The following is a 26,791-nucleotide window of genomic DNA, read 5'->3' as shown; positions in this document are numbered from 1 at the left end:
GGTTAGCGCAATAGCGGACAACCCGGCGGCAGTCTGCAACGTAGCGCAGCGGGCAGGATTTCAATATGAAACTCTTGTCCGCTGAGCGGTTCACCATCGAGATTAAAGGTAATTTCGTGTGGGGCGCGGATATCAAACCACGACGATGCGCCGTCAATAATGTTAGGGTTGTCTTCGGATTGCGTTAACGCCGAAAGCAGTCCTGGCAGTAGTTCTTCGCCGGTAAAAATGCGCAGTTGCAGCAGGCCGTCGTTGATCAGCGCCGTCGGGCAAAGCTGTTGCCCACCACCGGCCTGGCGACCGTTACCGATACCAATCACCAGCGCTTTACCCTGCCAGTGAAAATCCTCCCCACGAATGTCACAGATGTCGGGCTTGAGCGTATCCATGCGCATTAATCCGTGAATAAAATACGATACACCGCCCAGTGCGGCCTTGAGTTTTTCCGGCGTTTCGGTGGTGATCCGAGTGCCAAACCCGCCGGTCGCCATGTTGATAAAACAGGTTTTATCGTTGACCAGCACCATATCGATTGCAGTCGCATTTGCAGCGATAGCCAGCTTTAATGCCTTATCAAGGTCATCGGGTATACCAACACTGGTGGCAAAGTCATTCGCCGTTCCCAACGGTAAAATACCCAGCGCTGGAATATTGCCACCCTGCGACTGAATCAGCGCTGTCGAAACTTCGTTGATGGTGCCGTCACCGCCGCCGGCTATCACCGTAGCAACGCCTAGCTGACGAGCTTCATCAACGTAGCGTTGGGCATCGCCTTTTTCCCAGGTCACGCGAACATGGATTTCCACGCCTTCATCGCGAAGCTTCGCAATGGCATCACGCAGGGGGAGATTATCAGCACTTTTTCCATTGAGGATCAGTAAACTGGCAGGGAACGCTATCATCCGTTTGCCTCACTTTTTTTCGTTTTAACAAGTGTATGCCAGGAAAGCGTTTATGGCGTAAGAACTGACTGAAAGCGCAGGCGAAGAGATAAAAAAAGCCGCAGAGCGCGGCTTTTCAGATTGGGCAGACGTTACTGCGGGAACCACTGGTCGCTGATTTTCTGGTACGTGCCGTCAGCTTTGATTGCCGCCAGCGCGCTGTTCAGTTTTTCCAGCAGGGCTTTGTTATCCGGGCGAACCGCGATGCCAAGGCCAGTACCGAAGTATTGCGGATCGGTTACTTTGTCAGTGGCTACGCCTAACTGCGGGTTGGTTTTCAGCCATTCGTTAACCACAGCGGTATCGCCAAATACGCCATCAATACGGCCATTTTTCAGGTCGATAATCGCATTCTGATAGCTATCGTAGGCCACGGTTTTCACCTCAGGATGTTTGTCCTGCAGGTATTTCTGATGGGTGGTGCCGTTTTCCATACCGATGCGCTTACCTTTCAGGTCGGCAAAGGTTTTATAGGTGTCTTTTTTCGCAATCACCAGCGCGGAGTTGGCATAGTAAGGCTGAGTAAATGCAACCTGCTTGCTACGCTCAGGTGTGATATCCATTCCGGAAATTACCGCATCATATTTCTTGAATTTCAGCGCGGGGATCAGGCTGTCGAAAGCGTGATTGGTGAAAGTACATTCTGCCTGCATTTGTTTGCACAGCGCCGTTGCCAGGTCGATGTCAAAACCGACAATTTTATTGCTCGCGTCCAGTGATTCAAATGGCGGATACGTGGCTGATACACCGAAACTAATTTTATCAGCAGCTGAGGCGCCAGCGGCGAAAGTAGCAAGTAATGCGGCCAGTACTAACTTTTTCATGGTGGAACTCCCGTCTGTCAATCTTATGATTATTACCGTGTCTGCGGCGTGGGGTAACAATGCCATTTTATGAATTTGTATGCAATAAAAATGATTAAATATTTTTTATGGTATAAAAAAAGACGGACAATTTAGGTTGTTGTCCGTCTTTATTATTTTGCTTTATGCATATTTGCCGGATGGCGGTGCTAGCACCTTATCCGGCCTACAAAAGGTGCATGAACCGTAGGCCTGATAAGCGTAGCGCCATCAGGCATATGCTTAATTCCGGTGTTCAAACGCCAGCGCTTTACGTTCGATTAAGCGCATCATCAGCGTCAGCAAACCGTTGACGATCAGGTAAATCACACCCGCGGCACCGAAGACCATAACGTCGTACGTGCGGCCGTACAGCAACTGGCTATAACCCATGACTTCCATCAGCGTGATAGTGTAAGCCAGTGAGGTACTTTTAAATACCAGCACCACTTCGTTGGAATACGAGGAGAGGGCGCGTTTAAAGGCGTACGGCAACAGAATCGCCAGCGTATCCTTTTTGCTCATCCCTAACGCTCCGCAGGACTGCCACTGGCCTTCCGGGATTGCACGGATAGCGCCGTAAAACAGTTGCGTAGTGTAGGCCGCACTGTTTAACGACAGCGCAATTAAGGCGCATAACCAGGGTTCAGAGAGCAGATGCCACAATACCGGATATTCTTGCAATGCCGGAAACTGTCCTGGTCCGTAGTAGATCAGGAAGATTTGCACCAGCAGCGGTGTACCGGTAAACAGCGTGATATAAGCGCGAACCAGCCACACCAGCACCGGCGTTTTCAGCGTCAGGATGACGGTGAAGATCAGCGCCAGCACCAGAGCAACCACGATGGAGGCGACCGTCAGCGTCAGGCTGGTATGCAGCCCTTTCAACAATTCAGGTAAATACTCAAGCATCAGCCTGGTCTCCGCTCAAAACGTGTCGCGCGCAGGTCAATGCGTTTGAGAATGTACTGACTCACCAGCGTAATCACCAGGTAAATAGCGGCCGCCACAATGTACCAGGTAAACGGCTCCTGGGTGCGGGTGGCAATACTCTTCGTTTGCAGCATCAGATCGTTCACGCTGATAAGGCTGACCAGCGCGGTATCTTTCAGCAATACCAGCCACTGGTTACCCAGTCCCGGTAAGGCATGACGCCACATCTGCGGCATCACCAGACGAAAGAAGATCGCAGCTTTAGACAAACCCAACGCCTGACCTGATTCCCATTGTCCGAGTGGCACGGCCTTCAGCGCGCCACGCAGCGTTTGCGACGCGTAAGCGGCGTACAGTAATGACAGTGCAATGACACCGCACAGGAACGGGCTGACGTCGAAGTTTTCGATCTGCATCTGAACCGGGATTTGTACAAACCCGAGATTGATCGTAAAGCCATCGGCCAGCGTCAGCAGCAGCTGTGAGGAGCCGAAATAGATAAACAGAACCACCAGAATTTCTGGCAGACCGCGCAGGATGGTGACCAGGGCCGAGCCCGCCCATGCCACCGGGCGCCATTTTACTGACTCCCAGACGGCAAAAAACATGGCGAGCGCAAGGCCAATGATCAGCGCACAAACGGCAAGGCCGACGGTCATCCCGGCGGCGCTTGCTAAAGGAAAAAATTCATTCATCAAATATTACTTCTGGAACCATTTGTTGTAGATGGTCTCGTAAGTCCCATCTTTCTTCACTTTTTCCAGCGCAGCGTTAAATTTCTGCTGCAGCTCGGTATTGCCCTGGCGCACAGCAATGCCCAGACCGGTACCGAAGTAATCTTTATCCGTCACTTTGTCACCAACCGCGGCAAGCTTAGGATTGTCTTTCAGCCACTCGGTTACTACTGCGGTATCACCAAAGACGCCGTCAATACGACCATTTTGCAGATCGAGTTTGGCATTCTGGTAGCTGTCATACGGCACAGTGGTCACTTCCGGATGTTTATCCATGATGAATTTCTGGTGCGTGGTACCGTTTTGAACGCCGACTTTTTTACCTTTCAGCTGGTCGATGCTGGTGTATTTACCCTGCTGGCCCACAAACAGCGCAGAGTTGTCGTAGTAAGGGGTGGTGAACAGCACCTGTTTTTCACGCTCAGGCGTGATGTCCATACCGGCCATCACCGCGTCAAAACGACGGAACTTCAGGCTCGGAATCAGGCTGTCGAAGGCCTGATTGGTGAAGGTACAAGTAGCGTCAATCTCTTTACACAGCGCGTTTGCCAGATCAACGTCAAAACCTACGATCTTGTTATTCGCATCGATAGATTCAAACGGAGGATAAGACGCTTCGGTGGCGAAACGAATGGTTTGGGCTGCGGTAGCGGAAAGACTAAAACCTGCGATTAGCGCGGCAATCAGAACTTTTTTCATTGTATTGTCCCGAATCTTAGTGAGAAAGATAGTTTTTAAACGCTTCGGTTTGCGGGTTGGCAAAGCAGCTCGCATCCCCAAACTCGACGATATGACCGTTTTCCATATACACCACACGACTGGCCGTTTTACGTGCAACTTCCACTTCGTGGGTGACGATCACCTGAGTAATGTTGGTTTCCGCCAGTTCGCGAATGATGCTGACGATTTGGGCGGTAATTTCCGGGTCAAGCGCGGCGGTCGGTTCATCAAACAGCAGCACCTGCGGCTCCATCATCAACGCGCGGGCAATGGCTACACGCTGTTGCTGTCCACCGGAAAGATGTAATGGGTAACGATCGCTGTAAGGCTTGAGGCGCAGACGTTCCAGCAGTTTCTCGGCGCGCGCCATTGCCTGCTCTTTTGTCAGACCGAGCACACGGCAGGGCGCTTCAATCAGGTTCTGCACAACCGTGAGATGCGGCCAGAGATTATATTGCTGAAAGACCATGCCCACGTTCTGACGCAGATCCCGAATGGCTTTATCTGACGGGGTCTTCGTGAAGTCGAAACGGTTGCCTGCAATAGAGAGCGTACCCGAGCGCGGCATCTCAAGCAGGTTGAGTACGCGCAGCAGCGAGCTTTTCCCGGCTCCACTTGGGCCAAGTAACACCAGTGTTTCACCCTGAGGGCAATCCAGCGTGATATCGAACAGCGCCTGATGTGCGCCGTAGAAGCAGTTAATGCCGTTTAATTGAATACTCATTGACACTCGATACTGGCAGTCTGATAGCTATTGAAGCCGCAGATACTACCTTTGACAGAATAGTTATGCAATATTTATGCGTTAAAAGTTAAATGCAAACCGCATTCTTCTCTAAACATAGCACAAAATAGCGGGGCCACCAGTGGGCAAGAATAAATGTCGGCATTCTATGCAGAATGCCAGACAATTTATGGGGGTTATGATTTAAGCGGGTGAATGGGGCGGTTAGCGGTTTTCGACAGACTGGCGCAGCGTCCCGGCTGGCGCGTGTACGCTGCCGCCCAGATAGCGTACATCATCAACGACCCAGCACTGACCTTCACGGATCATCAGCACTTCATCACGCCAGCTTTGGTCACCCTGTTTCAGCTCTACGCGCAGTGGAATGTTGCGTGCATCACTATTCGGAATAGTCGATGCGCTGGCGACACTGGCGCTGTCTGGTAACGTAGCACGACTGGAGAACGGATCGCTGTTAAACAGATCGCGGTGTGCATTATCACGGCTGGCATCGGTCAGCAGTTTAGCCAGATTGTCGCTCAGGTACGGACGAAGGGCGGTAATATCATTGTTTCGATGCTGAATACGGTAATCATAGAATTGTTGAGCCACGCTGTCTGGCCCACCTTCTATGCATGAACCACTACGCGTGCCGTTATCTTTATAGACCGGCGTCACGGTCGTACAGGCGCTGAGAAGTAGTGCACATGGAACCAGCAGAGAGAGTTTCGAATAGCGCATAATGATTTCCTTATAAGCTTCCTACTAATTGTGTTCTACGATGAACAATTCGGTCTCACTAAAGATTGTATGATCGATTAACACATTGTTTTTGCTAAAGCAAATTCGCGGACACCCCACCTGAAGTATGTTGGTGGCGCTCGTTGCCAGCTTCAGCTTTAGTATATCAACCTGCAACGGGGCGTTGGCGGCCATTCATGCTTCTTATACTGTATAGACCATCTGAGCATTTGCATGTTCCATTTGCCGCGCTTTACGCCTAGCTAAACAAAATTCATGCCGTGCTGTTGGCTATAAGGGACTCCGGATGGCTAAAATAAGAGTTGCTTAATCTCGGTGCCCGTGCGTTAATGATCCGGTCGGTTTGAATAACAGACGATATACAAAGTAGTTTACTCAAGCAGTTCTCATTTTCAGGTGTAATCCGTTTATCCCCTCTTTGAGTCTCTTCATTAAGCACTACGAAGTTTCTGTCATAAAAACCAAGCTTGCCGAAAGGCTCAAATTAAGGAATAAATATATGTCTACTAAAATGACTGGTTTAGTTAAATGGTTCAATCCTGAAAAAGGTTTTGGCTTCATTACGCCGGCAGATGGCAGCAAAGATGTCTTTGTCCATTTCTCAGCGATTCAAAGTAATGAGTTTAAGACGCTGAATGAAAACCAGAAAGTCGAATTCGGTGTGGAGCAGGGACCTAAAGGTCCATCCGCAATTAATGTTGTGGCGCTTTGAGGTAACTATTATTACTAATCATATTCACTTTCGCTGTCCATGTTGCCATGGTTCCCAATACAGAACATCAACCTTTGATGTTACTGAGGGAAATCCGTTCGGGGCAAAATGTATTTTTTGTAAATCAAAAATGATTACATTTGATAACGTAGCAATGTACATTCAGTCCGGCCAGGCGCCATTAGATTTTAGAAAATAATAACTTCAGGCCCCCAAGCATCTGGGGGCTTTTTTATTTTTGGCGGCATGCCAGTCAAATAAAAATAAAAAACGCACCACCTGAAACCGCTACACATCAACAAGGATAGCAGTTTTATTTGGCGGGCTTTCCTTTGAGTGTCATAGTGTATTGGTTTGATAATGCTTTTGAGGTCGTACTCTTAGCGCAAAAAGGAGATTAACCATGCAGTTTTCGACAACCCCTACGCTGGAAGGACAGAGCATCGTGGAGTACTGCGGTGTTGTTACCGGTGAAGCCATTTTAGGCGCGAATATCTTCCGCGATTTTTTTGCCGGTATTCGCGATATTGTCGGCGGTCGCTCCGGCGCGTATGAAAAAGAGCTGCGTAAAGCGCGTGAAATTGCTTTTCAGGAGCTGGGCGAACAGGCGAAAGCGCTGGGTGCTGATGCGGTGGTCGGTATCGATATCGATTACGAAACCGTAGGCAAAGACGGTAGCATGCTGATGGTGAGCGTTAGCGGTACCGCGGTGAAAACTCGCCGATGAAACGTCTGTTGTGTCTGCTGGCATTTACGCTGTTGCTGGTGGGATGTGCTGGCGAAAAAGGGATTGTCGACAAAGACGGGTATCAGTTAGATACCCGCCGTCAGGCCCAGGCTGCTTATCCACGCATTAAAGTACTGGTTATCCATTACACGGCCGATGATTTTGACTCTTCCCTGGCTACGCTGACCGATAAAAACGTCAGTTCACACTATTTGATCCCCGCAGTGCCGCCGCTTTACCATGGTAAACCGCGTATCTGGCAACTGGTGCCGGAAAAAGATCTGGCCTGGCATGCGGGGATTAGCTTCTGGCGCGGCGCTACGCGTATTAACGATACCTCAATTGGTATTGAGCTGGAAAACCGCGGCTGGCAAAAATCAGCGGGCAGCAAGTATTTTGCGCCGTTTGAGCCCGCGCAGATTCAGGCGTTAATCCCATTGGCGAAAGATATCATCGCCCGCTACGACATAAAACCGCAAAACGTGGTGGCTCATGCAGACATTGCGCCGCAGCGTAAGGACGATCCCGGTCCGCTGTTTCCGTGGCAAGCACTGGCCGCTCAGGGCATTGGCGCATGGCCGGATGCTCAGCGTGTGGCATTTTATCTCGCCGGACGAGCGCCCCATACGCCGGTAGAAACCGCGTCATTGCTCGATCTGCTGTCACGCTATGGCTATGAGGTAAAACCCGAGATGACGCCGCGTGAACAGCAGCGGGTGATTATGGCGTTCCAGATGCACTTCCGCTCGACGTTGTGGAATGGCGTGGCGGACGCGGAAACGCAGGCGATTGCCGAAGCGTTACTGGAGAAATACGGGCAGGGTTAACGCAGACACCAATGCCTGATGGCGCTTCGCTTATCAGGCCTACGGTTAATTTGGCAGGTTTTTGTGGCGCTTGTGCCGCCACCCTGCAATGGCTATCAGCCTAACGCGGCAGCTTACCGTGGTCGCGCAGCCAGGCCGCGGTACGCTCAATCCCTTCATCCAGCGTCACAACGGGCTGATAACCTAACTCTTCCTGGGCGCGGCTGGTATCCAGCGTAAAGTCAAAATTCAGCTTCGAAACGCCGTAATGCGTAAGCTTTGGCTCTTTCGCCGATTTATTGCCTAAGCGCTCCATGCTGCGGGCAATCATGTCCAGCATCGGGTAGGGCACAGAGCGGATACGGCAATCAATATTCAGCTCGTCGATAAGTTTCTGCACAATACTGCGCAGGGTGCGATGTTCACCGTTGGTTATATTGTACGCGCGACCCGACGGCAGTTTATCGCAGGCTTCCTGACTCGCCAGCCACATCGCGTGAACTGCGTTCTCGTAATAGGTCATATCCACCAGCGCACTCCCGCCATGCGGCAACAGGATGCTGCCGTAGTGGTACATCATATGGGCGAGGCGGGGAATAAAGACTTTATCGTGAGGTCCGAACAAGCTTTGTGGGCGCAAGACAGTAAAGCGAGTCTGCGGGTTGGCCTGGGCGAGCAACGCAATCACCTCTTCACCAGCCGCTTTGCTGCGGGCGAATTCGTTGGCGAAGCGATGGGGACGGAAGTCTTCTTTGATATCGCGATGATGGTGATAATCAAAATACAGCGACGGAGAGGAGATATGAATAAAGTTACGTACACCCCAGGCTACGGCCCACTCGCCCAGACGGCGGGTAGCACGAACGTTGGCCAGATCAAAAGCTTCCTGAGTTCCCCATGGAGAGGTGAAACTGGAGCAGTGCCACAGCGTGTCAATGCCGGCAAGCATCACTTTTGCCTGCGAAGAAACCAGCTCGGTCAAATCCGCATGCACAAATTCTGCGCCCATTTTCTCCAGCAGCTTGCCCATCGCTTCGTTGCGACCGGTGGCTCTGACGCTGACGCCTTTGCTGCATAAAAACTCAACCGCGTTTCGGCCCAAGCCGCTGGTGGCTCCGGTAACCAGTACCTTCATATCAATCCACTGTGTTTAAAAAACGTCGTGCGCATTCTTCCGTGAATTACGCCTGTATGCAATGGGAAACATGAAAGAATACAGGCTCTTTTTATCATTAGTCTGTGATTTGTTCTGCAAGTTTGGCTATACGCTTCGCCATCCCCCTGAAAATGAACAGGTGGGCGGGGATCATCAACAGCCAGTAGAAGAGGCCAGGCATACCGTGCGGATGCCACCACGCGCGTACATCAATGCGTCGGTGGTCACCTTTATCTTCCAGTGTGAAGCTCAGGCGACCCAGTCCCGGCGCTTTCATTCCAAACAGCAGCGTCAGCTGTTTCTCCGGCTCAACGATGATGACTTTCCAGCTATCAACGGTGTCGCCAACTTGCAATAGTGGGTGTTCGGGACGACCTTTTGCCAGTTTATGACCGACCAGCAGGTCCAACGCCGCGCGCGTCTTCCATAGAATATTGCCAAAGAAATAGCCTTCTTTGCCGCCGAGTCGATTCACAACCTGCCACAGCGCTTTTGTGCTGGCAGAGGTTTCAACGCTAAAGCCAGCTTGTTTGGCGAAATAGCCATATTCTGGACGCCAGCGGGCAAACGCCTGTGCGTCGTAACCCCAGTCGCTGGAGTTGACCAGTTTCTCTTCTTCCTTCAACGTGCTGCGCACCGCGTCATCAAAGGCAATCAGTTTTTGTGGGATCAGCGCACGTAATTCGGTGTCATCGGCCAGCAGGTCGTGTTTTAAGCCCTGGATCAGCGCTTTGGCCGTGGTTGGCGGCACTGACGTAATGACGTTCAAAAACCAGACCGAAATCCAGCGGGTAGGGAAGGGGATGGGGATGAGCAGGCGATGTTTACCGCTGACCGCCATAAAATGCTCGAACTGTTCCTGATAGCTCAACACCTGCGGCCCGGCGGCTTCGAGGACGCGGTGATGCTGTGTGGGATTTTCCAACAATGCCACCAGATAGTACATTAAATTCTCCAGCGCGATAGGTGTGGTACGCGAGCGTACCCAGCGTGGAGGGGTGAGAACCGGTAGGTTGTAAACCATATCGCGCATGACTTCAAAAGCAGCGGAACCCGCTCCCACGATAATGCCCGCGCGCAATTCCGTCATCGGCACGCCTGACTCGCGCAGGGTGTCTGCGGTTATCTGTCGCGCACGCAGATGATCGGATTGTTCATGCCGGGGAGCCTGCAATGAGCTCAGGAAAATAAGTTGTTTAACTGGCGTATTACGCAGCGCATCGCGCACGTTCATCGCCACCTGACGTTCGTGGGCAATAAAATCACCGCCTTCGCCCATACCATGAACCAGATAATAAACCGTATCAACACCCGTCAGCAGCGGGGTGAGGTTATCTGGCCAATTCAAATCGACCTTGTGGCAACTGACATTGGCCAGTTGCTGCTTTTCCAGCCGTTCAATGCGACGTGCCGCAGCCAACACCTGGTGCCCTTGCTGACTGAGCGCCTGTACCAAATGCTGACCAATGTAGCCACTGGCGCCAAGAACCAAAATCCGTTGCGGCACGCCCATCTCCTTATTGGGTTAAAAAAGCGCGCCAGTGGGCGACGACTTCAGCAAGTTGTTCACGTGATACGTCCAGGTGCATCACCAGGCGCACAATCGGGGAGGCGTTAATCAGCACACCTTGCGCTTTCATATACTCGCCCAGCGCGGCAGCGTGCTCTTCGCCAACGCGAACAAACAGCATATTGGTGTCGTGGCGCATGACGTCCGCCCCTGCTTCGCGCAGCTGCTCCGCCATCCAGGCGGCGTTGTCATGATCTTCCTGCAAACGCGCCACGTTATTTTTCAGCGCATACAGCCCGGCCGCTGCCAGAATACCGGCCTGACGCATTCCGCCGCCGGTCATTTTGCGCCAGCGAATAGCGCGTTTGATGTACTCGTGGCTGCCGACCAGCAGTGAACCAACGGGGGTGCCGAGGCCTTTGGAGAGGCAAATGGTGAACGAATCACAGTATTGCGTGACATCTTTAAGTTCACAGCCGTAGGCGACGATGGCGTTAAAAATACGTGCGCCGTCGACGTGCAGGGCAAGATTACGCTCACGGGTGAATTCCCAGGCGTCTTTCAGATACTCGCGCGGCAGCACTTTGCCGTTGTGGGTATTTTCCAGGCTGAGCAAGCGGGTGCGGGCAAAATGGATATCGTCCACTTTGATTTTTGCAGCTACTTTGTCCAGAGGCAGGGAGCCATCCGGTGCGGCGTCGATAGGTTGCGGTTGAATGCTACCGAGCACCGCTGCGCCACCTGCTTCGTAGAGATAGTTATGCGCGCCCTGACCGGCAATGTACTCTTCGCCACGCTGACAATGGCTGAGCAGCGCCACCAGGTTAGCCTGAGTACCGGTAGGTAAGAAAATAGCGGCTTCTTTACCAGAAAGCTCTGCGGCGTATTGCTGGAGGGCGTTAACGGTAGGGTCGTCTCCATACACGTCATCCCCGACCGGGGCTGCCATCATCTCTTCCAGCATGGCGCGACTCGGCCGGGTGACGGTATCACTGCGTAAATCAATCATGGTGTCTCCTTATTACACTTCATCCTTCAAGCTGCCTCGGCGTTGGCCGCCCCCTTAAACCCCAGTCACATAGTATACCTATGCTCCTGGGGATTTTCGGGCTAGCCGCCTTGATGCATCATGAATGATTTTGTGTGTGATTTAATAAGGATGTTTTACCTGAGCCAGTTCGTTTTCGCCAGTTCGATCACTTCATCACCGCGTCCACTGATGATTGCACGCAGCATATACAGGCTAAAACCTTTGGCCTGTTCGAGTTTGATCTGCGGCGGGATTGCCAGCTCTTCTTTCGCGACGACAACATCGACCAGCACCGGGCCGTCAATCGACATCGCCCTTTGTAGCGCTTCATCAACCTCTGAGGATTTTTCCACGCGAATGCCTGTAATGCCACAGGCTTCGGCAATCCGCGCGAAGTTGGTGTCGTGCAGTTCAGTGCCGTCGGTCAGATAACCGCCCGCTTTCATCTCCATTGCGACAAATCCCAGTACGCTGTTGTTGAAGACAATAATCTTCACCGGCAGCTTCATCTGGACAACCGACAGAAAGTCTCCCATCAGCATGCTAAAGCCGCCGTCACCGCACATTGCTACAACCTGGCGTCCTGGTTCTGTGGCTTGTGCACCGAGTGCCTGCGGCATGGCATTCGCCATCGACCCGTGGTTAAACGATCCGAGCAGGCGACGTTTGCCGTTCATTTTCAGATAGCGTGCTGCCCACACCGTTGGCGTACCAACGTCGCAGGTAAAGATGGCATCGTCAGCGGCAAAGTGGCTGATCTGTTGCGCCAGATACTGCGGGTGAATGGCTTTATCGCTGGGTTTGGCTAGATCATCCAGCCCTTTGCGCGCCTCGCGATAGTGCTCCAGCGCTTTGTCCAGGAATTGCCGCTCGGTTTTCTCTTCCACCAGAGGCAGTAGGGCACGGAGAGTGGATTTAATGTCGCCTACCAGCGCCATATCAACTTTACTGTGTGCGCCAATGCTCGCCGGATTGATATCAATCTGAATAATTTTGGCGTCGGTGGGGTAGAACGGGCGATAGGGGAACTGGGTGCCAAGCAGGATAAGTGTGTCGGCATTCATCATGGTATGGAAGCCGGATGAAAAGCCAATCAGCCCGGTCATACCCACATCATAGGGGTTATCGTACTCAACATGCTCTTTACCACGCAGGGCGTGAACAATCGGCGCTTTGATTTTAGCCGCAAACTCAACCAGTTCTTTATGCGCACCGGCGCAGCCACTACCGCACATCAGGGCGATATTGCTGGAGTAGCGCAGCAGTTGCGCCAGTTTTCTCAGCTCTTCTTCTTGTGGAGTCACCACCGGGAGCGGCGCATGATACCAGTGCGTGGTGGCGCTTTCAGGTGCAGGTTTTAGCGCCACGTCACCGGGTAAAACCACCACGGAAACGCCACGGTTGAGCACCGCCTTACGCATGGCAATTGCCAGCACCTGTGGGATTTGTTCTGGGCTGGAAACCAGCTCGCAATAGTGGCTACATTCGCGGAACAACTCTTGCGGGTGGGTCTCCTGAAAATAACCGCTGCCTATTTCACTGGAGGGAATATGCGCGGCGATTGCCAGTACCGGGACGTGGTTACGGTGACAATCAAACAGCCCGTTGATCAGGTGCAGGTTGCCTGGCCCGCACGAGCCTGCGCAGACGGCCAGTTCGCCCGTCAACTGCGCTTCAGCGCCCGCGGCGAAGGCTGCAACCTCTTCATGACGGGTTGGCATCCAGTCAATTGTTCCCATACGATTCAGACTGTCACTCAGACCATTAAGTGAGTCACCCGTTACACCCCAAATGCGTTTTACGCCAGCCTGTTCGAGTGTTTTAGCAATAAAAGCGGCAACCGTTTGTTTCATGGTTTTCCTTCTCCTCTAATGTGATACCGGTTACAAGTTTAGATGAAGATAATAGTTATGCTTCTCATTTCCCCCTTATTTCCGGCAGGTTTCATTTAACCTGTATTAAGCGTAGTTTGTTATTGGACATGGTGAAACAAGGAATAAATTCAAATGGTTATAAAACTATTAAATTCAGTTAACCGAGTACTGACTCACGAAGATTTTGGCAAGTTATTGTTACGCTTTGCCGTCGGTGGGCTGATGCTGTTTCATGGGCTGCATAAACTCTTTGCGGGTATTGATGGCATCAGCGGTATGTTGATAGCGAAAGGTTTCCCAGGCTTTATTGCGTATGGCGTTCTGTTGGGAGAGGTTGTGGCACCGTGCCTGATTATTCTTGGCATCCTGACGCGTCCGGCGGCGTTAGGGCTGGCGTTTACGATGGTTGTGGCATGGCTGATGGTCGGGATGGGTGAAACCTGGACACTGGATAAAACCGGTGCATGGGCGATTGAAAGTCTGGTTTATTTCTTTATCGGCGCGCTGGCCGTGGCGTTTTTGGGCGCGGGGCGTTACTCCGTTGCCGGGAATTCTGCCTGGCGATAGTTACCATCTGAGAGTCAATACCGAGGCGGGAAAGCGTAGCATTGCTCCGCCTCGTCGTTCAATTTGTCGCTAATCTATATGTCGTCACTGTTCCATAGTTTGTGCCTACGTCTCAGCGCTCGCTGCGTCAATGCCCTTGCCATCGCGGCGCCTATTTCAGCGCTGACCACCAGTCCCTGAATAAACGGACGATCGTGCATCAACCACGGCAGCCCGCCAAAAGCGATGCGATTGCGGGCGTTTTCCGGCGCTTGCAGCGTGTAATCTTCGCCGATATCCGGGATCTCATCGCCACAGGCCAGCAGTTGACCGCGTAGCGTTGGGAACGGGATATCTTTGCTCTGCAATGCCCGTTGTCCTCGGGCGTCAATAAACACATCAAATTCGCTGCGCTGACCGTGGTGGGAAATTACCGTCATTTCCTGTTCATTCATACGCTCATAATCTGTGCCAAGCGCGAGGATCTCAATCAGCCCGGCTTCGTGCAGCGCCAGCAGTCGGCGAACTGACTCTGACGGGATTGCCGCATAGTTATCAATAAATACCCGCGCCAGTCCGCACCTGAAACGTTTTTCGTCGCGGGTATCAAGATGAGGGACTATCTCCTCGATAACCTCGTGCAGGCGCAGCAAGGTATAGCGCCAGGCGACGGTATGTTGTTTTTGCTTGTTGCGCTCAACTTCTACCAGGTTACGTCTCGCCCAGTCAAAAGGGTCATGTCTGAGCCTGTCGGCGAAATAGACTTCGGGGAACGTGTCGGCGTTAAGCGTCGCAAGCGCCACCTGTTGGCACCAGCCTGGCGCTGCGTCTTGCAGTTGTTGCGCCATAAGCTGAAAGATGCGGTCCAGTAATCCGTTTTGGCCATGGGCAATGGCATCTTCAATTGCTTCTGGCGTCGCGATATTCAGCGATTCATACGGAAGGGGGCAGTAAAAATCCGCTTCAGGCAGTACCCCGCTGCGCGACATCAGGGTCAGCTTCAGGTTTTGACTGTCGGATTTAGGTGTGAATTGCAGTGAATGGTCGGTATTGGTAGTGAAGGTGCCATGCTGACTGACCACAGCCATCGCGGCGTCGATAGCACTTAACGAGGTGCCCAGAATCCCTACCCGGCAAGCACCAATCTGCGCGTCCATCAGACCGGTCCACGGACTGGGGAAAAATTTGCGTTCCTGAGCATCCGTTTCAGGCCACAGATGACCAGTGGCGATAGCGGCGAAATCCACCTCAACGGGCTGTGACGCGTGGTTGATCCACAAAGAAACCCCATTCGGGTCTGCTCGCAGGTCGGTGACTTCGCTTGATTCATGTACGCGAATCGTGAAACCGGCTTGTTGCGCTTTCTCGACAATGGCTAAAAAACGATCGCGATAATAGTCGCCGAGGATCACGCGGGGCAAAAATTGCCGCTCATGCAAAGACGCGCGTTCAATCTGAAACTGGGCCAGATAGTCATCACTTTGATTCTGAAGCCACGTCAGATAACTGATATAGATCGGCGGGATCTCAATGCTGGCTATATTTGCCAGCATGTGGTCTGCGTTGTTGTCGCTATTGTAAGGCATGCCAACGCCCGCCTCTTCAGCTTGCTCGTAAAGCTCTATTTCCAGCGGTTCACCGCGCTCAACCAGGGCATGAAACGTATAAATCCCGGTGGGACCGACGCCGACAATGGCCACTTTTTTCATGGGGATCCTTGTAGAAAGTTCGACGTGCTAGTCGGGGATTATGTTTAATCTGCGCAGGGTAAGTGTGGTCGATAATTTGCGGGGAGAGTGAAAACATCAGAATTTTGCAACGCCTGACAGCATAAAAAAAGGCCACCCGGTACAGCCAGGCGGCCTTTTGCACATCAGATCCCGGCCAATTATGCCAGCACTAAATCACCCTGCGGATGACAGGAACAAGCCAGCACATAACCTTCAGCGATTTCTGCGTCGGTCAGCGTCATAGTGCTGCTGACCGTGTAGTTACCGTCAACCACTTTGGTTTTGCAGCAGCCGCAAACACCTGCACGGCATGCGGCGACAACCGGAACCTTGTTGCTTTCCAGCGCTTCCAGCAGCGTACTGCCCACTGGCGCGTAGAACTCTTTCGCCGGCTGTAGCTTGGTAAACTTCAGGCCACTGGTGGCGGCTTCGGCAACAGGTGTGAAGAACTGCTCTTTAAAGAAGCGCGTCACACCCAGCGCTTTGACTTCTTTCTCGACCAGATCCATATACGGTGCCGGGCCACAGGTCATCACGGTACGCGAGGTCAGATCCGGTACGCTTTTCAGCAGTTCGGTCGTCAGTCGGCCGGAAACAAAACCTTCTGTGGCATTGTTTTCAGCAACTAATGTCACCGGATATTCGCGCCACTCGTCGGCAAAAATGACATCTTGCGGCGAGCGAACGTTAAAGATTACCTGTACATCCGCTTGTGGGCGGTACTTTGCCAACCAGCGACGCATTGACATGATTGGCGTGACACCACAGCCGGCGGCCAGCATCAGGAACTTGTCTTCCGCTTTATCTTCACAGGTGAACTCACCCATTGCATCCGACAGCCAGATATAGTCGCCGCGCTTCACGTCGCGGGTTAGCCACTGTGAACCTGCGCCATCGTCAATCCGGCGGATGGTCAACGTGATGTACTCGCTAACGCCCGGCGTTGAAGAAATGGTGTAAGCACGCAGCGTATCCGCTGAATTACGTACGCTGACCAGTGCATACTGCCCGGCGCGGTAAGGATAATAATCGTGGCATAGCAACGAAATTGTCCATACATCCGGCGTTTCCTGATGGATGTGGTGAACCTGCATCCGCCATGGGCACTGATGAGTTGGCATTGTCATTCTTTACTCCTTACGCGCTCAGCAGTTGCTTCATGTCTTCTTCAACGGTGGTCACGGAACGCAGACCAAATTTCTCGTTGAGAACTGCCAGCAGATCCGGTGTGAAGAAACCAGGTGCAGTCGGGCCAGTGACAATGTTTTTCACGCCCAGAGACAGCAGGGTCAGCAGAATAACAATCGCTTTCTGTTCGAACCAGGAGAGCACCAGAGACAGTGGCAGATCGTTCACACCACAGCCCAGTTTCTCAGCCAGGGTTACCGCCAGGATGATGGCAGAGTAAGCATCGTTACACTGACCAGCATCCACCAGACGCGGCAGGCCTTCGATATCGCCGAACTCCAGTTTGTTGAAGCGGTATTTACCGCAAGCAAGGGTCAGGATCAGGCAGTCATCCGGCACGCTGGTGGCGAAGTCGGTGAAGTAGTTACGTTCACCACGTGCACCGTCACAACCGCCAACCAGGAAGATGTGACGCAGTTTTTCGCGGCTCACCAGGTCGATCAGGGTATCAGCAGCGCCCAGCAGGGTCTGACGACCGAAACCTACGGTGATCAGGTGCGGGATTTCGCTGTACGGGAAGCCAGCCATCTGCTGTGCCTGAGCGATAACCGGACCGAAGTTGTCGCCTTCGAGGTGGCTCACACCCGGCCAACCGACGATGCTACGGGTCCAGATACGGTCGTCGTACGCGCCAACGGTCGGGTCGATGATGCAGTTAGAGGTCATCACGATCGGACCTGGGAAGCGGGCAAACTCTACCTGCTGGTTCTGCCAGCCGCTGCCGTAGTTGCCGATCAGGTGCTTGAACTTACGCAGTTCCGGGTAGCCGTGCGCCGGCAGCATTTCACCGTGGGTATAAACGTTAACACCGGTACCTTCGGTCTGCTCCAGCAGGTTGTACAGATCTTTCAGGTCGTGACCGGAGATCAGGATGCACTTACCTTCGGTTGCTTTTACGTTGACCTGAGTCGGGGTCGGGTGGCCGTATTTGGTGGTTTCACCGGCGTCCAGAATGCTCATCACTTTGAAGTTCATCTGGCCGATTTCCATTGAACACTCCAGCAGAGCGTTCATATCGGCAGGCCAGGTACCCAGCCACGCCATGATTTTGTGGTACTGAGCGTAGATTTCGTTGTCGTACTGACCGAGAACGTGCGCGTGCTCCATGTAAGCTGCCGCACCTTTCAGGCCGTACAGACACAGCAGACGCAGGCCGAGAATGTTCTCGCCAATGGCTGCTTTGTCTTTGTTCGGGGTAAATTCAGCGGCCTGACGTTGCAGGTCACCCAGATCGTCGCTGACCAGTTGCAGATCGGCCATCGGGTTGGTGACCGCTGCGTTCGCGTCGATGTTCAGGCATTGCGCTTTTAGGGCGTCGCGCATGGCGATAGCTTCACGGGCATAGCCAACAATACGCGGGGAATCGAAGTTAACGTTAGTCAGCGTGGAGAAGAATGCACGCGGCGCAAAGTTATCAACCTCATGGTCGATGATGCCGTATTCACGTGCTTTAACAGCCCATGCAGACAGACCTTGTAGGGAAGCAATCAGCAGATCCTGCAAATCGGAGGTTTCAGCCGTTTTACCGCACATACCCTGCGCGTAAGAGCAGCCGTTTCCTGCCGGAGTACGGATGGTTTGTTCACATTGCACACAAAACATGGTCACACCTTTTAAAGTTATATTTAATATACATGTTTAAGGTTATGCCTGTGCGCGAAGGGATAAAAGGGATTTCTGCTACTACTTGCAGGGAGATTGATTTAGCGCAATTTTGGCGGTAGCTGACTACCGCCAGAGAGGTATTTGTCCCGGCGTCAGGCGGAGAAAAACGCCATTAGCAGAGGCACTAACAGACTCAGAATAAAGCCGTGGACGATGGCTGCCGGGACCATTTCCAGACCGCCGCTGCGTTGTAAAACGGGCAGGGTGAAATCCATTGATGTCGCGCCGCATAATCCCAGCGCGGTAGAGCGGCTGCGGCCCACCATTCCTGGAATCAACATAATGGCGATCAGCTCACGGGCCAGGTCGTTAAAGAAGGCGGCACTACCAATTACTGGCCCGAACGATTCGGTTAACAGAATACCGGACAGGGAATACCAGCCAAAACCTGATGCCATCGCCAGCGCGGTTTTCAGCGGTAGACCGAGGATCAAGGCATTGATAACCCCCGCCAGCATCGAACTGGCGACGACGACGACGGCCACGATCATCCCCCGACGGTTCAACACAATTTGCTTTAAGGTCATGCCGCTGTTGCGCAGTTGAATCCCCACCAGGAACAGTAAAAAGATTAACGTATATTCGCTGGCTTCGGTGGCATGCTGCAGAATGGGAAGCCCAGTGAGGCCGAGCAGGAAACCGATGACGACGACGCCGCAAAGCTGAAGCGACTCAAGCGCCATTGCAATTCGCGAGGGGAGCTTTTCTTGCTTGTGGTTGTGTCTCCAGGGCAGCGAACGCTCCAGCCAGAACAGCGCCGCAATATTACACAGTATAATGACCGTCACGCTGACCGCAGAATAATGAAGAATGGCTAACAGGTTGCTGGCGAGATTATCCAGAAACGCCAGGCTAATACCCATAAAAAAGAGAATAAGGTAGACGATCCAGCTTAACAGGCGATTGATAAGTTGTAATGCAGTCCTGTGCCGGAGCGGAATAAGGTAGCCCACAATTAGGGGAACCAGAATGATTAACAGCCCTGAAAACATGAAAACCAGATCCTTGCTGAGAAGTAAGACGAAATGCGTCACTATAACCTAAATAATTCAAGTTGCAGGAAGGCGGCAAGGGAGTGAATCCCCGGGAGCGTACATAAGTACGTGACTGGGGGGAGCGAGCGCAGTCAACACATCTGCAACTTGAAGTATAACGGGTATACACACTACTCAATGCAAAGAGGGGAGTAAAGTTGCAAATAAAAGGAAATATAGAGAGGAAAAAAAAGACCTGACTTTCGCCAGGCCTTTTTGTTAGCGATTAATCGCGTTTTTCGAGCAGGGTGCGGTAAATAAGACCGCCGAGAACCCCACCGATAATCGGCATGACCCAGAAGAACCACAATTGTTGCAATGCCCAGCCGCCCTGGAAAATGGCTACTGCGGTACTACGTGCCGGGTTTACGGAGGTGTTGGTGACCGGAATACTGATCAAGTGAATCAGTGTTAACGCCAGACCAATTGCGATAGGTGCAAAACCTGCCGGAGCATGTTTATCGGTCGCGCCGTGGATCACTAATAAGAAACCTGCGGTCAGAATAATTTCAATGACGACGGCAGAAAGCATGGAATAACCGCCTGGTGAATGTTCACCAAAGCCGTTCGAAGCAAAACCACTGGCCGTTGCATCAAAACCTGCTTTACCGCTGGCAATAAGATACAGTGCCGCAGCTGCAACAATACCGCCCACAACCTGAGCAATAACGTAACCAATAACATCTTTTGCCGGGAAACGACCGCCAGCCCATAAACCGAAGGTTACCGCCGGGTTAAAATGTCCACCTGAAATATGACCCACAGCGAATGCCATGGTTAATACTGTCAGGCCGAATGCCAGCGCGACACCGGCAAATCCAATTCCCAATTCCGGGAATGCGGCTGCCAGCACTGCACTACCGCACCCACCAAAAACGAGCCAAAACGTACCGAAGAATTCAGCTGCTAATTTCCTGAACATAACCACCTCAATTAAAAGTTCCGGGTTCGTGTTCCTTGCCCGGTAATTCATCGCTAAAAGGGACGATGATGAAAGAGCGGGTATTTTAGAAAAAAATATCATCCCTTCGCCAGTTAAATTGATGAAAAAATTTGATTTAAGGCAATATGTTGCGATTCCTTTTTGAATCTTGGGTGAATGAAGCATAGTTCAATTAGCGAAAGGACGATGATTAAGTTCTGAAATTATATTCAGGAGAAAACATAAGAAGAATATTCTTATTTTTTTTGCTTTTGCGATTCACGCCAGGTTGATATCGGGTGTCCTGAGCGCCCGCTTGCCGTTATACTCCTGATAACTTGAAGGAAAAAGTTAGCATTTCCGGAGGCTATATGATTCTCGAACGCGTTGAGATTGTTGGATTTCGCGGTATTAACCGTCTGTCGTTGATGCTGGAGCAGAGCAACGTGCTGATTGGGGAGAACGCGTGGGGTAAATCCAGTCTGCTGGATGCCTTGACCCTGCTGCTGTCGCCGGAGTCAGACTTGTATCATTTTGTCCGCGAGGATTTCTGGTTCCCGCCGGGTGATATACAGGGCAGGGAACACCACCTGCACATTATCCTGACGTTTCGTGAATCCCAGCCGGGTCGTTACCGGGTGCGTCGCTATCGTCCTCTGGAAGCCAGTTGGACGCCTTGCCAGGATGGCTATCACCGCATTTTTTATCGCCTGGAAGGCGAGTGTGCGGATGACGGTAGCGTTCTTACCTTGCGCAGTTTTCTTGATGGCGACGGCCATCCATTACCTCTCGATGACATTAACGATCAGGCGCGCCACCTTGTGCGTCTGATGCCGGTACTGCGTCTGCGCGACGCGCGATTCATGCGACGGATCCGCAACGGTACCGTGCCGGACTCGGCGGATGTCGAAGTCACCGCCCGCCAACTGGATTTTCTGGCGCGTGAGCTGGCTACCCGGCCGCAAAACCTGACCGACGGGCAGATCCGCCAGGGGTTATCGGCCATGGTTCAGTTGTTGGAGCACTATTTTTCCGAGCAGGGGGCTGGCCAGTCCCGCTACCGTCTGATGCGCCGTCGCTCCAATAACGAACAACGGAGCTGGCGCTATCTGGACATTATTAACCGCATGATTGATAAACCCGGCGGACGTACGCACCGGGTTATTCTGTTGGGCCTGTTTTCGACCTTGTTGCAGGCCAAAGGCACGCTAAGGCTGGACAAAGACGCCCGACCTTTACTGCTGGTGGAAGATCCGGAAACGCGTTTACATCCCATCATGCTGTCGGTGGCCTGGCACTTGTTGAATTTACTGCCTCTGCAGCGAGTGGCGACCACCAACTCCGGTGAGCTGCTGTCCCTTACGCCTGTTGAGCATGTTGTTCGTCTGGTACGTGAATCATCCCGTGTCGCTGCCTGGCGGCTTGGGCCGGGTGGGATCAGTGCAGAAGATGGTCGGCGAATCGCATTTCATATTCGTTTTAATCGTGCGTCATCGTTGTTTGCCCGCTGCTGGCTGCTGGTGGAAGGTGAAACGGAAACCTGGGTTATTAACGAACTGGCCCGCCAGTGCGGACATCACTTTGATGCAGAAGGGATTAAAGTCATTGAATTTGCCCAGTCCGGTCTTAAGCCGCTGGTTAAATTCGCCCGCCGGATGGGGATAGAGTGGCATGTGCTGGTCGATGGCGATGAAGCCGGGAAAAAGTACGCGGCCACGGTACGTAGCTTATTGAATGACGACAGAGAGGAAGAGCGTGAGCATTTGACCATGCTCCCCGCGCTGGATATGGAACACTTTATGTATCGCCAGGGGTTTGCTGACGTCTTTCACCGGGTGGCGCAAATCCCGGAGAACGTGCCTATGAATATGCGCAAAATTATCTCCAAGGCGATACATCGTTCGTCAAAACCGGATTTGGCCATTGAGGTGGCGATGGAAGCCGGGCGGCGGGGCGTTGATGCGGTGCCAACGCTGCTGCGAAAAATGTTTTCCCGCGTGCTGTGGCTGGCACGCGGCAGAGCGGATTAGTGGCGAAACATCGACGACAGCTGCGAATGGATGCTGTCCAGTAGCTGATAGCGGCGGCGGTATTCTGCGCGTTTTTTGCTCGCAATATCCGCCTCGCTTTTTCGCGCCAGCGTGCGCGGAATATGATAGTACCCGTTGCTGTCGCACTCACCGCCAACCGACTCCCAAAAAGCGTTGTAGTCAGAATGGATCACCTTGTTTTTATCGTGGTAGCGTTGACTGCGAAAGATATGCTGTTCATTGCTTACAGCCATAACTTTTTCAATATTCAACTGTTCGGCTAAACGGCAAATGGTTTCCATCACAATACGTTTTGGGAAAATTCCATGGCAGGACTTCGTCGCTTTTTGGATTGCTTCGTGCGGTAGTTGCGCATTGCCCTGCACACCGCCAATAAATAATGTCCTTTTCCCATTATATTCGCAGAACGTAAACGTCATTTTAGTTAGCACGTCTCCGTCACCATTGCGCACCTGAATGGTGGCTTCACCCTCTTTATCCAGTACCGGAAACATCATCATGGTGATGGTAAATATATCGCCGTCTTTACCTTCGGTTTGCGCCAGATGTAAGCCGTCATTGCTTAATAAGGCGTTAAATTCAGCGGGTAAGAATGCGTGGCGGATAAAATGGTAATGAAAACGCACCGCATCTAAACGCATTTTGCGGGAGAAGTTTGCCGCAAGATAAGGACGGTGCAAACGAACCGGCAGTCGGGGTTGACGGGCGAGCAGGGGGCCAAGATCCGGCCATTGGGCCAGTTCAGTCATCCATTCCTGAGTGAGACGGGGTATCAATAATGAACGCCAGATAAATTTACGACGAAAGCTCCGTTTATCCCAGCAATGTGCGGGCCGTAAATGACCGCTGCTCAGGCTGAAAAAAAGGCCAAAACGCGTGACTGGTTTGGTGGAAAGAAAAGTGCTTTCAGTTAGTTGACTCATAATATAAATCCGATTGATACCCTTGTACTAATTTCAGCACAGCGGATCTTAACCATTCATCAATAACTCTGTTATTCTTGCGCTTTTCAACGGCGATTTATTTAACGTTGATGATTAGCACTCCACTCTGGTGGACGTATTGGGGGTATTGGGACATTTATGAAGCTCAAGGGAAAAATCAAAAAACGCTATTTTCTGTTCGCCGTCATCCTTATTGTGGCGGTAATTGCACTTTGGCGAACGCTTAATGCGCCTTTACCTCAGTATCAAACATTAATTGTTCGACCTGGCGATCTGCAACAAAGCGTGCTGGCGACCGGTAAGCTGGATGCGCTGCGTAAAGTTGACGTCGGGGCACAGGTCAGCGGGCAGTTAAAAACGCTGTCGGTTGCGATTGGCGATAAAGTGAAAAAAGATCAGTTGCTCGGTGTTATCGATCCTGAACAGGCGCAAAACCAAATCAAAGAGGTTGAAGCGACGCTGATGGAATTGCGCGCCCAGCGTTTACAAGCCGAAGCTGAGTGGAAGCTGGCGCGGGTCACTCTCTCCCGCCAACAACAGCTGGCGAAAACTCAGGCCGTTTCACAGCAGGATCTCGACACGGCGGCCACCGAAATGGCGGTCAAACAGGCGCAAATTGGCACAATTGACGCGCAAATTAAGCGTAATCAGGCCTCTCTCGATACGGCAAAAACCAACCTTGACTACACCCGCATCGTTGCGCCAATGGCTGGCGAAGTAACGCAAATTACTACCCTGCAAGGGCAAACCGTTATTGCCGCCCAGCAGGCCCCTAATATTCTGACGCTGGCGGATATGAGCACCATGCTGGTAAAAGCGCAGGTTTCTGAGGCTGATGTAATTCACCTGCATCCTGGGCAAAAGGCCTGGTTTACCGTGCTGGGCGATCCGCAAACACGCTATGAAGGTAAGCTCAAAGATGTTCTTCCGACGCCAGAGAAAGTGAATGATGCGATTTTCTACTATGCCCGCTTCGAAGTTCCAAACCCGAAAGGGATCCTGCGCCTGGATATGACCGCGCAGGTCCATATCCAGCTCACTGATGTCAAAAATGTCCTGACCATCCCGCTGTCGGCGCTGGGCGATCCTATTGGCAACAACCGCTATAACGTCAGACTACTGCGTAACGGCGAAACCCGCGAACGTGAAGTGGTTATCGGCGCGCGTAATGACACCGATGTGGAGATCGTGAAAGGGCTGGAAGAGGGGGATGAAGTCATTACCGGTGAGGGCAACGCTGGAGCTGCAAAATGACAGCATTGCTTGAGCTGAGCCATATCCGCCGCAGCTATCCGTCAGGCGAAGGCCAGGTTGAGGTGTTGAAGGACGTATCCTTGAGCATTCAGGCCGGGGAAATGGTGGCGATTGTCGGGGCGTCGGGTTCGGGTAAATCGACGCTGATGAACATTCTCGGCTGTCTGGATAAGCCAACCAGCGGTACGTATCGCGTTGCCGGACGTGATGTCTCTACGCTGGATAGCGATGCGCTAGCGCAACTGCGTCGTGAGCATTTTGGTTTTATCTTCCAGCGCTATCACCTGCTGTCGCATTTAACCGCCGCACAAAACGTTGAGGTACCGGCGGTCTACGCGGGCACTGAACGTAAGCAGCGCCTGGCGCGTGCGCAGGAATTACTCCAGCGGCTGGGGTTGGGTGACCGGGTTGACTATCAACCTTCCCAGCTTTCCGGTGGTCAGCAGCAGCGGGTCAGTATCGCGCGTGCGCTGATGAACGGGGGGCAGGTTATTCTTGCCGACGAACCCACCGGTGCACTGGATAGCCATTCCGGCGAAGAGGTGATGGCGATTTTGCATCAGCTGCGCGATCGCGGGCATACGGTAATTATCGTTACTCACGACAGCCAGGTCGCCGCGCAGGCCGAACGGGTCATTGAAATTCGTGACGGCGAGATTGTGCGCAATCCACCGCCACAGAAACCCTCTGGCGGACGCGATATCGCGGAGCCAACGGTGAAAACGGCATCCGGCTGGAGCCAGTTTGTCAGCGGTTTTCGTGAAGCGCTTACCATGGCCTGGCTGGCAATGGCCGCGAATAAGATGCGTACGCTACTGACCATGCTTGGGATCATTATCGGTATTGCTTCGGTGGTATCGATCGTGGTGGTAGGCGATGCGGCTAAACAACTGGTACTGGCAGATATTCGCGCTATTGGTACTAACACCATTGATATCTATCCAGGCAAAGACTTCGGCGACGACGATCCGCAATATCAACAGGCGTTGAAGTATGACGATTTGACGGCGCTACAGAAGCAGCCCTGGGTCAGTTCAGTAACGCCTGCGGTGTCGAAGAACCTGCGGTTACGCTATGGCAATATCGACGTTGCTGCCAGTGCTAATGGCGTTAGCGGCGACTATTTCAACGTCTATGGCATGACATTTAGCGAAGGGACCACCTTTAACGCCGAGCAACTGGCGGGCCGTGCTCAGGTGGTGGTGCTCGACAGCAATACCCGTCGTCAGTTGTTCCCCAATAAAGCGAAAGTTGTTGGCGAAGTCGTGCTGGTGGGGAATATGCCTGCCACGGTGATTGGTGTTGCAGAAGAGAAACAGTCGATGTTTGGCAGTAGCAAGATCCTGCGTGTCTGGCTGCCTTACAGCACTATGTCCGGGCGCATTATGGGACAGTCGTGGCTGAACTCGATCACCGTGCGGGTGAAGGATGGTTTTGACAGTGCCCAGGCCGAACAGCAACTGACCCGACTGTTGACGTTGCGCCACGGTAAGAAGGATTTCTTCACCTGGAATATGGACGGCATCTTGAAAACCGCCGAAAAGACCACACGTACATTACAACTCTTCCTGACGCTGGTGGCGGTGATTTCGCTGGTGGTCGGTGGGATTGGCGTGATGAATATTATGCTGGTTTCAGTAACCGAACGAACGCGTGAGATTGGTATTCGTATGGCGGTTGGCGCTCGCGCCAGTGACGTGCTGCAACAGTTCTTAATTGAAGCAGTGTTAGTGTGTCTGGTTGGCGGCGCGTTGGGCATTAGCCTGTCGATGCTGATCGCTTTTACGCTACAGCTATTTCTGCCGGGCTGGGAAATTGGATTCTCACCCGTCGCGCTGTTGACGGCGTTCCTGTGTTCGACTGCAACCGGTGTGTTGTTTGGCTGGCTACCGGCGCGGAATGCGGCACGTCTGGATCCGGTAGATGCTCTGGCGCGGGAATAATGCCACAGAGATAAAAATGCCAGCCGCAAGGGCTGGCATTTTG

25 protein-coding genes are annotated in these 26,791 nt (G+C 52.5%); 8 read left to right on the top strand and 17 right to left on the bottom strand.

The features are described from left to right. Positions 1-2: 2 nt before the first annotated feature. The 7 genes from yegS to BZK40_RS09065 form a co-directional block, all read right to left on the bottom strand. A complete protein-coding gene (gene yegS, locus BZK40_RS09095; RefSeq protein ID WP_048234948.1) occupies positions 3-902 on the bottom strand; it encodes a lipid kinase YegS in 900 nt (299 codons plus the stop codon). A gap of 131 nt (positions 903-1,033) precedes the next feature. Further along, positions 1,034-1,765 carry an arginine ABC transporter substrate-binding protein ArtJ gene (gene artJ / locus BZK40_RS09090; RefSeq protein ID WP_003027308.1) on the bottom strand — a complete coding sequence of 244 codons (732 nt, stop codon included), beginning with the start codon at positions 1,763-1,765 and terminating at the stop codon, positions 1,034-1,036. 261 nt (positions 1,766-2,026) lie between these two features. Next, positions 2,027-2,695: an arginine ABC transporter permease ArtM gene (gene artM / locus BZK40_RS09085; protein WP_003840185.1), complete on the bottom strand. Its 669-nt coding sequence runs from the start codon at positions 2,693-2,695 to the stop codon at positions 2,027-2,029. Continuing rightward, positions 2,695-3,411 (bottom strand): arginine ABC transporter permease ArtQ, encoded by a 717-nt coding sequence (gene artQ, locus BZK40_RS09080; RefSeq protein WP_003027301.1) that lies wholly within the window; start codon positions 3,409-3,411, stop codon positions 2,695-2,697. The genes artM and artQ overlap by 1 nt, the downstream gene beginning before the upstream one ends. A gap of 6 nt (positions 3,412-3,417) precedes the next feature. Then, a complete protein-coding gene (gene artI, locus BZK40_RS09075) occupies positions 3,418-4,149 on the bottom strand; it encodes an arginine ABC transporter substrate-binding protein ArtI (RefSeq protein ID WP_003027298.1) in 732 nt (243 codons plus the stop codon). A gap of 16 nt (positions 4,150-4,165) precedes the next feature. Further along, the gene (gene artP / locus BZK40_RS09070; RefSeq protein WP_003027295.1) at positions 4,166-4,894 is read right to left on the bottom strand and encodes an arginine ABC transporter ATP-binding protein ArtP; all 729 of its coding nucleotides are present in this window, start codon (positions 4,892-4,894) and stop codon (positions 4,166-4,168) included. Positions 4,895-5,119: 225 nt separating this feature from the next. Next, positions 5,120-5,635: a lipoprotein gene (locus tag BZK40_RS09065; RefSeq protein ID WP_003834409.1), complete on the bottom strand. Its 516-nt coding sequence runs from the start codon at positions 5,633-5,635 to the stop codon at positions 5,120-5,122. A gap of 520 nt (positions 5,636-6,155) precedes the next feature. Between BZK40_RS09065 and cspG the strand changes: the two genes are divergently transcribed. From cspG to BZK40_RS09045, 4 genes are all read left to right on the top strand, one after another. Next, the gene (gene cspG, locus BZK40_RS09060; RefSeq protein WP_020996661.1) at positions 6,156-6,368 is read left to right on the top strand and encodes a cold shock protein CspG; all 213 of its coding nucleotides are present in this window, start codon (positions 6,156-6,158) and stop codon (positions 6,366-6,368) included. Positions 6,369-6,378: 10 nt separating this feature from the next. Beyond that, the gene (ymcF, locus tag BZK40_RS09055) at positions 6,379-6,567 is read left to right on the top strand and encodes a cold shock small protein YmcF (protein ID WP_071692589.1); all 189 of its coding nucleotides are present in this window, start codon (positions 6,379-6,381) and stop codon (positions 6,565-6,567) included. 204 nt (positions 6,568-6,771) lie between these two features. Continuing rightward, on the top strand, positions 6,772-7,095 hold the full coding sequence (locus BZK40_RS09050; protein WP_001160725.1) for a heavy metal-binding domain-containing protein: 324 nt from the start codon (positions 6,772-6,774) through the stop codon (positions 7,093-7,095). Next, positions 7,092-7,922, top strand: a complete 831-nt coding sequence (locus BZK40_RS09045; protein ID WP_008785229.1) for an N-acetylmuramoyl-L-alanine amidase — start codon at positions 7,092-7,094, stop codon at positions 7,920-7,922. Before BZK40_RS09050 ends, BZK40_RS09045 begins: the two co-directional genes overlap by 4 nt. 100 nt (positions 7,923-8,022) lie before the next feature. On the opposite strand, the gene BZK40_RS09040 is transcribed toward BZK40_RS09045, so the two are convergent. The 4 genes from BZK40_RS09040 to poxB form a co-directional block, all read right to left on the bottom strand. Further along, positions 8,023-9,036 (bottom strand): 3-beta-hydroxysteroid dehydrogenase, encoded by a 1,014-nt coding sequence (locus BZK40_RS09040; protein WP_003834312.1) that lies wholly within the window; start codon positions 9,034-9,036, stop codon positions 8,023-8,025. A 97-nt stretch (positions 9,037-9,133) separates the two neighbouring features. Next, positions 9,134-10,564: an SDR family oxidoreductase gene (locus BZK40_RS09035; protein WP_079934593.1), complete on the bottom strand. Its 1,431-nt coding sequence runs from the start codon at positions 10,562-10,564 to the stop codon at positions 9,134-9,136. A 10-nt stretch (positions 10,565-10,574) separates the two neighbouring features. Next, entirely contained in the window at positions 10,575-11,576 is a 1,002-nt protein-coding gene (gene ltaE / locus BZK40_RS09030; protein WP_079934522.1) for a low-specificity L-threonine aldolase, read from the bottom strand. Between the two features lie 155 nt (positions 11,577-11,731). Continuing rightward, positions 11,732-13,450, bottom strand: coding sequence for a ubiquinone-dependent pyruvate dehydrogenase (gene poxB / locus BZK40_RS09025; RefSeq protein ID WP_032943955.1), 1,719 nt, complete (start codon positions 13,448-13,450; stop codon positions 11,732-11,734). Positions 13,451-13,603: 153 nt separating this feature from the next. On the opposite strand from poxB, the gene BZK40_RS09020 reads away from it, so the two are divergent. Further along, positions 13,604-14,038, top strand: a complete 435-nt coding sequence (locus BZK40_RS09020) for a DoxX family protein (protein ID WP_003834302.1) — start codon at positions 13,604-13,606, stop codon at positions 14,036-14,038. A 74-nt stretch (positions 14,039-14,112) separates the two neighbouring features. Here BZK40_RS09020 and BZK40_RS09015 read toward each other — a convergent pair whose 3' ends face one another. The 5 genes from BZK40_RS09015 to aqpZ form a co-directional block, all read right to left on the bottom strand. Beyond that, positions 14,113-15,726: an FAD-NAD(P)-binding protein gene (locus BZK40_RS09015; RefSeq protein WP_079934521.1), complete on the bottom strand. Its 1,614-nt coding sequence runs from the start codon at positions 15,724-15,726 to the stop codon at positions 14,113-14,115. Positions 15,727-15,905: 179 nt separating this feature from the next. Next, positions 15,906-16,874, bottom strand: coding sequence for an NADH oxidoreductase (gene hcr, locus BZK40_RS09010; RefSeq protein WP_003027256.1), 969 nt, complete (start codon positions 16,872-16,874; stop codon positions 15,906-15,908). 10 nt (positions 16,875-16,884) lie between these two features. Further along, positions 16,885-18,537 (bottom strand): hydroxylamine reductase, encoded by a 1,653-nt coding sequence (gene hcp / locus BZK40_RS09005; RefSeq protein WP_008785224.1) that lies wholly within the window; start codon positions 18,535-18,537, stop codon positions 16,885-16,887. Between the two features lie 155 nt (positions 18,538-18,692). After that, positions 18,693-19,592: a LysO family transporter gene (locus tag BZK40_RS09000; RefSeq protein ID WP_016150624.1), complete on the bottom strand. Its 900-nt coding sequence runs from the start codon at positions 19,590-19,592 to the stop codon at positions 18,693-18,695. Positions 19,593-19,860: 268 nt separating this feature from the next. Beyond that, positions 19,861-20,556 carry an aquaporin Z gene (gene aqpZ / locus BZK40_RS08995; RefSeq protein WP_003840208.1) on the bottom strand — a complete coding sequence of 232 codons (696 nt, stop codon included), beginning with the start codon at positions 20,554-20,556 and terminating at the stop codon, positions 19,861-19,863. Positions 20,557-20,927: 371 nt separating this feature from the next. Here aqpZ and BZK40_RS08990 point away from each other — a divergent pair, with 371 nt between their 5' ends. Beyond that, complete coding sequence (locus tag BZK40_RS08990; RefSeq protein ID WP_079934520.1) at positions 20,928-22,586, top strand: ATP-dependent endonuclease; 1,659 nt, start codon at positions 20,928-20,930, stop codon at positions 22,584-22,586. Here BZK40_RS08990 and BZK40_RS08985 read toward each other — a convergent pair. After that, a complete protein-coding gene (locus BZK40_RS08985) occupies positions 22,583-23,530 on the bottom strand; it encodes a VirK/YbjX family protein (RefSeq protein ID WP_048234957.1) in 948 nt (315 codons plus the stop codon). The genes BZK40_RS08990 and BZK40_RS08985 overlap by 4 nt on opposite strands. A 159-nt stretch (positions 23,531-23,689) precedes the next feature. Here BZK40_RS08985 and macA point away from each other — a divergent pair, with 159 nt between their 5' ends. Both macA and macB read left to right on the top strand, forming a co-directional pair. Beyond that, complete coding sequence (gene macA / locus BZK40_RS08980) at positions 23,690-24,805, top strand: macrolide transporter subunit MacA (protein ID WP_008785219.1); 1,116 nt, start codon at positions 23,690-23,692, stop codon at positions 24,803-24,805. Beyond that, positions 24,802-26,748, top strand: coding sequence for a macrolide ABC transporter ATP-binding protein/permease MacB (gene macB / locus BZK40_RS08975; protein ID WP_048215946.1), 1,947 nt, complete (start codon positions 24,802-24,804; stop codon positions 26,746-26,748). The genes macA and macB overlap by 4 nt, the downstream gene beginning before the upstream one ends. Positions 26,749-26,791: the final 43 nt, after the last annotated feature.

The organism is Citrobacter portucalensis, assembly GCF_002042885.1.
GTDB lineage: Bacteria > Pseudomonadota > Gammaproteobacteria > Enterobacterales > Enterobacteriaceae > Citrobacter > Citrobacter portucalensis.
The sequence above is the reverse complement of the archived record's forward strand: the minus strand, read 5'-3'. Positions and strand labels throughout refer to the sequence as shown.